This window comes from Pseudomonas sp. TH37, assembly GCF_016650735.1.
Lineage (GTDB): Bacteria > Pseudomonadota > Gammaproteobacteria > Pseudomonadales > Pseudomonadaceae > Aquipseudomonas > Aquipseudomonas farris.
This window is the reverse complement of the sequence record NZ_JAEKFD010000012.1, coordinates 185,959-192,486: the sequence shown is the minus strand read 5'-3', so window position 1 is coordinate 192,486 and position 6,528 is coordinate 185,959. Positions and strand designations below refer to the sequence as shown.

Sequence of the window (6,528 nt, the reverse complement as noted above, 5' to 3'; positions counted from 1 at the left end):
GAGAGGAGCAAAATTCCTGAATGCCAGAAACGACAAAGCCCTGAATAATCAGGGCTTTGTCGTACATAAGATGGCGGAGGCGATGTCTTTTATTTTGATGTTCATTGACGTCTATTGAGGTTCTATTTGGTGCGTAAAACAACTTCAAAAACAGTCAGTTATAAATATTTTTGTCTTTTGTGTTCCGCGTACAACCACGGAAAGCTAGGGGCCAAGGTATGGGCTGGAGTATGGGCTGAAACTCATCTAGATTGAGTCATCATCCTTTAAATCGGAGGTGACTGATGACATCACTGACGACAAAAGCCGTAGTGAAAATAATCAGGGCCGGGTTGGTTGGAATGACCAATGATGGCGACGGCCTCTATTTGAAAGTCGGCCGTTCCGGTGGCGCCAGTTGGATCTTTCGCTACAAGATTGCCGGCAAGAGCCGAGACATGGGGCTGGGCGGGAGCCCCGAAGTAAGTCTCGCGAAAGCTCGTGAGAAAGCAGCAGAGGCCAGAAAGCTGAGCAAGTCAGGCGTCGATCCGCTCACTCATCGGGATGAGGCGTTGGAGCGACAACAGCTGGAAAAAGAAGCCGAACGTTTGGCTCAAGCCACAGCAAGAGCCAGGGCAACCCCTTTCAAAGACGTTGCTCTCGACTATATCGCTGCCCACAGGGCGGGCTGGAAAAATGCCAAACATGCTCAGCAGTGGGAGAATACTTTGGCTACCTATGCGTTCAAGGTCATAGGCGAGCTTCCTACGCAGGAGGTAGGCGTTGAGCATGTGCTGACAATCCTCAAGCCAATTTGGACAGTAAAACCTGAAACCGCCAGTCGGTTGCGGAATCGAATCGAATTGGTCCTTGATGCAGCAAAGGCTAAAGGGCTGCGCGATGGTGAAAACCCCGCTCGATGGCGGGGGCACTTGGACAAGCTTTTGCCCCCTCGCCTAAAGGTGCGCGCCGTAAAACATCATTCAGCCATCCCATGGACCGAACTTCCCGCGTTTGTGGCAACTCTTGAAGAAGCACAAGATCTGAGCTCCAAAGCCCTGCGTTTCACCATCCTGACAGCCTGCCGAACCAGTGAAGTGCTTGACGCTACCTGGGCGGAGATTGATCTCGTGGCAGGGATATGGACCATTCCAGCGTCGCGAATGAAAGCAGGGAAAGAGCACCGGGTTCCGATGTCGAAAGCTGCATTGGACCTACTGATCGGTCTTCCTCGCGTAGAAGGGAACAATCATCTGTTTCCGGGTGCTCGAAAAGGGAAGCCGCTGAGTAACATGGCGATGCTGATGGTCTTGCGTCGAATGAAGCGCAACGATCTCACGACTCACGGATTCCGTTCGACTTTTAGGGATTGGGCGAGTGAGGTCACCCACTATCCTCGAGAGGTCTGCGAGCAGGCACTTGCACATGCAGTAGAGAGTGCGGTTGAGGCGGCTTATCGCCGTGGAGACCTTTTCGGAAAGCGGCAAATGTTAATGGATCACTGGTCACGATACGTGTGTGGCATACAGGAAGTACAAGACAGTGGGACGGCTACCAATTGAGGTACAGCTTCTTACTAATCCCTACTGATGTCGGTCGGTTGTGACTAGCATGGGGTGCTAGGGGTCGAGTGTTCGAATCACTCCGTCCCGACCATATAATTCAAAGGGTTGCGAGATTTTATCTCGCGACCCTTTTTTATTTTTAAGTGTTTTTACCCCCACAAAACGGCTGGCTCTGGGTGGAATCTTCAGCGGATACCGAGCTCGGAACCCGTCCGGTGGGTGTTGTCCTAACTAAATAACTGAGTTGATGACGGTTTTTTCGGGGTTCATTCCTGTCAAACGTTATCGGCGGTATTGGCCGATAGCTGTCGGTCGCGACAGGCTTCTTCAAGGCGTTTTTTTTCACCCTAGTTAAAGCGAGCAGGAAGGATAAGTTTTCGAAAATGCCAGAAAGATCCGGGTCAAATGGTCGACGTTTGTTGCGGGGAATATGGCGGTTCAAACAGATTTGAACAAAAAATTGACGTCTCTTGAGCATGTTCAATAGCAGCGGTCAGTCGGATAAGGAGCTCCGACAGACTGCTACTGAATTGTTGAATTACCGGTTCTATTGCTTTTGCGGATCGAATTGTTTGTCCCTGATAAACAGTGCTGGAATCACGCCACAGATGAAGTAGGCCGCGCCCATGACCAGAAAACCTACGCCAATCGAGCCATGGGAGGCCAAAAAGCCAATTGCCGCAGGTGCTACCGCAGCACCCAAACGGCCAATGTTATAAGCACCACCGACCGCAGAGCCGCGTAACTTCGCCTCGAAACTTTCGGTCATGTAGGTCGCATTGACGCCATACGGAATGCCATACAAAAAGCCGAACACGACCAGCATCCACAGAATGTTGTCCTGGCTTTGAAACAGCACGATCACCGGTAGAAACACCGCCGTGCCGAGGGCGCCAAAGGCGAATACGGTTCTGCGCCCGATACGATCGGCGGCCATGCCTGCGAGGATTTTGCCAAGGATCATCGCGGTATAGGTGCCCACCATGTAGCCCGTCATGGACTTGAGGTTCATGCCCAGTTCGCTTTCCAGGTAGGTCGGCATCCAGTTGTTTACACCGTAGTAGCCGAACTGCAAGAAACCGGCAGTAAGAGCCCAGCAGATGAACATCCGACTTGCCTGCGGGTCGCTGAAAATTTGTTTGTACATGCTTTCGCGCTTTACAACTGATCCGCTGCGTATGCCGGCGATTTTTTGCTTGGCGCGTTCGGTTTGGGCGTTGATCCAAGCCTGGGGCTCGGGCACGAAGCGTTGCATCACCAACGCAAGAGTCACCGGAATAATCGCGATATAGAACAGCCAGCGCCAGCCATGAATAGGCAATATCCAACCAGCCAGCAGCGTCGCGACGATGTAACCTACGGACCAACCCGCCTGCAGGGTGCCGAGTACCGTGGTGCGGTAGCGAGTGGGGACATACTCGGACATCAGTGTGTTGCACGCCACGTACAGCGCGCCGATGCCCAGCGAGGCCAGGAATCGGATAAGCGCGAACTGCCAGTAACTATGGGTCAGACCTAAGGCGGCGGTGCCTACGGAGAACAGCAAAATACTCCAGACCACGGTTTTTACCCGACCGAACCGATCACAGGCCCAGCCGCCGTAGATACCGCCGATTGCCATCCCTGCTAGGGTAAAGCTGCCCAGGCTGCCGGCCTCGACGTTAGTCAGGCCGAATTCAGTCTTGAGGCTGTTGAGGCTGTAGGACAGCAGCATCAAATCGGCACCGTCGATCAATAATCCGAGAAAGCAAAAAATGAAGACCAACACCCAAGTGCTGGATTGGGCGTGCGCAGTCGCACTTGCCTGAGCAGTAGCGTCCATGGAGTTACCTTATTGTATTTATGGGGTGGAACTGGACCTGGGGGAGCTTGCGCCTTAGCCTTGCGCGTCGCGGATCATGTTTCGCGCGATGACGATCTGCTGGATCTGGGTGGTGCCTTCATAGATGCGGAACAGGCGCACATCGCGGTAGAAGCGCTCGATGGCGTACTCGCTGACATAACCGGCGCCGCCGTGGATCTGCACGCAACGGTCGGCGACGCGGCCGCACATTTCGGTGGAGAACATTTTGGCGCAGGAGGCTTCAGTGCTGACGTTATGGCCGTCGTCGCGCTTGCGCGCGGCATCCAGCACCATGCAGCGGCTGGCGTAGATTTCTGCCTTGCTGTCGGCCAACATCGCCTGGATCAGTTGGAATTCGGCGATGGGCTTGCCGAACTGTTTGCGTTCCAGTGCATAGCGCAAGGCGTCGTCCAGCATCCGCTCCGCAGCGCCCACGCTCAACGCGGCGATATGCAGGCGACCCTTGTCGAGGACTTTCATCGCGGTCTTGAACCCAACACCTTCGATACCCCCAATCAGTTGGCTGGCGGGCACGCGGGCATTCTCGAAGATCACATCACAGGTATGGGCGCCTTTGTGGCCCATTTTGTGGTCAGGTTTGCCCAGGGAAACGCCTGGCGTGCCTCGTTCGACAATGAATGCGCTGATGCCGCCCGCGCCCTTGATTTCAGTGCTGGTTCTGGCCATCACTGTGTAGATACCGGCATGCGGGGCATTGGTGATGAAACGCTTGGTACCGTTGAGGATGTAGCTATCGCCATCGCGCACGGCAGTGGTCTTTAGCGAGGCGGCGTCTGAGCCGGCGTCGGGCTCGGTCAGGCAGAAGGAGCTGAGCAGTTCACCGCTGGCGAGCTTGGGCAGGTAGTGGTGTTTTTGCGCTTCGGTGCCATCGAGTAGGATGCCGATGGAGCCGATTCCGTTGTTGGTGCCGATGTAGGAGCGAAACGCCGGGGAGGTGCGCCCCAGTTCGAAGGCGATATTCACCTCCTCCTCCATGGTGACGCCCAGCCCGCCAAACTCTTCCGGCAGTGTCAGACCAAACAGACCCATGGCCTGCATCTGTTCAACGATGTCCTGGGGGATTGCGTCGGTGTCGGCCACCTCGTTTTCCCGAGGGATCAGCACTTCGCCGACAAACTGACGAAGTGAGTCCAGAAGAATCTGCAGGGTTTCGGTATCACGGATCATGTGCGCTCCTAACGCTCGCAGGCGAGCGGTTCTTTATTGGGGCGCCGTTACTCCGTTGCGTCAGCGAGCAGCGGCACCGATGTTATTAACCATGTTGATCAGGCGAGGCCCGATGTCGTCCATGAGCTGTTCGCGGGGCAGTTGAAAACTCGGCCCACCGCAGTTGAACGTCAGCAACCCGTATTGCGGGTGCACCAACGGCACGGCCACGGAATTGACGTCGCGATGCCACTCACCGATCGACAGACAGAAGCCGTAGTCGGCGTAATCTCTGAATGCCCGGTCCAGCCCTTTTCGGATGGCCGGCCACTGCTCCGATTCGCGCTGGCGAATGTGATCGAGCAAAAACTCCCGCTCGGTTTCCGGCATGGCCGCCAGGCATGCACGGCCTACTGAACTCTGTGCCAGGGGCAAGTAGCTGCCGATCTGACGACGCATGGTCATGTTGCCCTGGCCCTGGACCACATCCAGGTACACCATTTGGAGGCGGTCACGAGAGGCCATGGCGACGGCGGCCTGGGCGTGGTTCGCCAGCTCCTCCATCAACGGATGGGCCACCGTGCGAATCGCCAGGTTCGACAACATGGCGTAGCCAAAACCCAACACCCCGACATCCAGCTGATACTTGCCCGAATGCACTTCTCGTTTGAGACAGCCCAGACGCATCAGCGTGTTGGTCAGTCGCGTCACGGTCGGTTTGGGCAGGCCGGTCATGCGCGCCAGATCCTGATTGCCCAGCACGTTGTCGCGCGGGGTGAAACACCTCATCAGTTCCAGGCCGCGTGCCAATGCCGTCACGAATTGGCCGCTGTTTTCGTCGTCGCTCAGTGCGCTGGCGGGGTCGAGCATGCCCATCTTCAGTAACCCGATTTCATCCGCTCCCTTGGTCGTGTCAGCGGCCTGCTGATCTGCCTTGATGCGAGCCATGGTAGAACCTCACTTTAAAAAAATGCAAGAAAATAAAATACAGTTTCGTCTGGCGAAATTGTATTCGCTTGCGATAAAAAAACCAATGGCTTTGTTGTTTGTGGATAAAGACCAGTAATCATTGGGCTTTGTTAGATTTTTCGTGTTTTATGTTTACAGAGAATTGGAAGCCTCCCTATGATGGATTGTAATTGCGGTACTAAGTTTCGCCTGGCGAAACAATAATAAGAGGTCGCTATGAACTCCCAACCAGAACCGGTCGTGCATGTACAGATTCGCGAGGATGGCGTCGCTGTCGTACGTATTGAACGGCCCGAAGTAAAGAACGCCCTTAACAGCGCAGTGCGCGAACAACTGGCCGAGAGCTTTCGTGCGCTATCCGTTGATGCGCGGGTGCGTTCGATCGTCCTCACCGGCGGCGAACAGTGTTTCGTCGCCGGCGCCGACATCCGCGAGTTCGCCCAGGCCAGCCCGATCGAGATGTACCGTCGTCACACGGAATACCTGTGGGATGCCATCGCTCGTTGCCCTAAACCGGTGATCGCCGCGGTCAACGGTTTTGCCTTGGGTGGCGGCTGCGAGCTGGCGATGCACTGCGACATTATTGTTGCCGGACACTCGGCGCGCTTCGGCCAGCCTGAGGTCAAGCTAGGCCTGATGCCGGGGGCGGGGGGCACGCAACGGCTGATCCGTGCGGTCGGTAAGTTCCAGGCCATGCGTATCGCGCTGACGGGCTGCCTGGTGCCCGCGCCCGAGGCGCTTGCAATGGGCATGGTCAGCGAGGTGGTGAGTGATGAGCGCACGTTGCCGCGCGCGCTTGAGCTCGCATCAGAGATTGCCGCATTGCCACCGTTGGCGGTTGCGCAGATCAAGGAAGTGATGTTGCTCGGTGCCGACTTACCCCTGGACAGTGCGCTGGCCTTGGAACGTAAGGCGTTCCAGTTGCTGTTTGACTCGCGGGACCAAAAGGAGGGTGCCAACGCCTTCCTGGAAAAACGCAAAGCCAGCTTTTCGGGGGAATGACCC

5 protein-coding genes are annotated in these 6,528 nt (G+C 55.9%); 2 read left to right on the top strand and 3 right to left on the bottom strand.

The genetic code is table 11. From position 1 onward, the window contains the following. Positions 1-284 precede the first annotated feature (284 nt). Entirely contained in the window at positions 285-1,541 is a 1,257-nt protein-coding gene (locus tag JFU11_RS25350) for a site-specific integrase (protein WP_201062465.1), read from the top strand. Between the two features lie 550 nt (positions 1,542-2,091). Here the strand turns inward: JFU11_RS25350 and JFU11_RS25345 are convergent. From JFU11_RS25345 to JFU11_RS25335, 3 genes are read right to left on the bottom strand one after another with little or no spacing between them, the layout of a single operon-like run. Further along, positions 2,092-3,366: an MFS transporter gene (locus tag JFU11_RS25345; RefSeq protein WP_103408658.1), complete on the bottom strand. Its 1,275-nt coding sequence runs from the start codon at positions 3,364-3,366 to the stop codon at positions 2,092-2,094. A 54-nt stretch (positions 3,367-3,420) separates the two neighbouring features. Beyond that, positions 3,421-4,575 carry an acyl-CoA dehydrogenase family protein gene (locus tag JFU11_RS25340; protein WP_133076208.1) on the bottom strand — a complete coding sequence of 385 codons (1,155 nt, stop codon included), beginning with the start codon at positions 4,573-4,575 and terminating at the stop codon, positions 3,421-3,423. A 60-nt stretch (positions 4,576-4,635) separates the two neighbouring features. Then, positions 4,636-5,502 (bottom strand): IclR family transcriptional regulator, encoded by an 867-nt coding sequence (locus tag JFU11_RS25335; RefSeq protein ID WP_093432394.1) that lies wholly within the window; start codon positions 5,500-5,502, stop codon positions 4,636-4,638. A gap of 237 nt (positions 5,503-5,739) precedes the next feature. Between JFU11_RS25335 and JFU11_RS25330 the strand changes: the two genes are divergently transcribed. Further along, the gene (locus JFU11_RS25330; RefSeq protein WP_133076209.1) at positions 5,740-6,525 is read left to right on the top strand and encodes an enoyl-CoA hydratase; all 786 of its coding nucleotides are present in this window, start codon (positions 5,740-5,742) and stop codon (positions 6,523-6,525) included. Positions 6,526-6,528 lie beyond the last annotated feature (3 nt).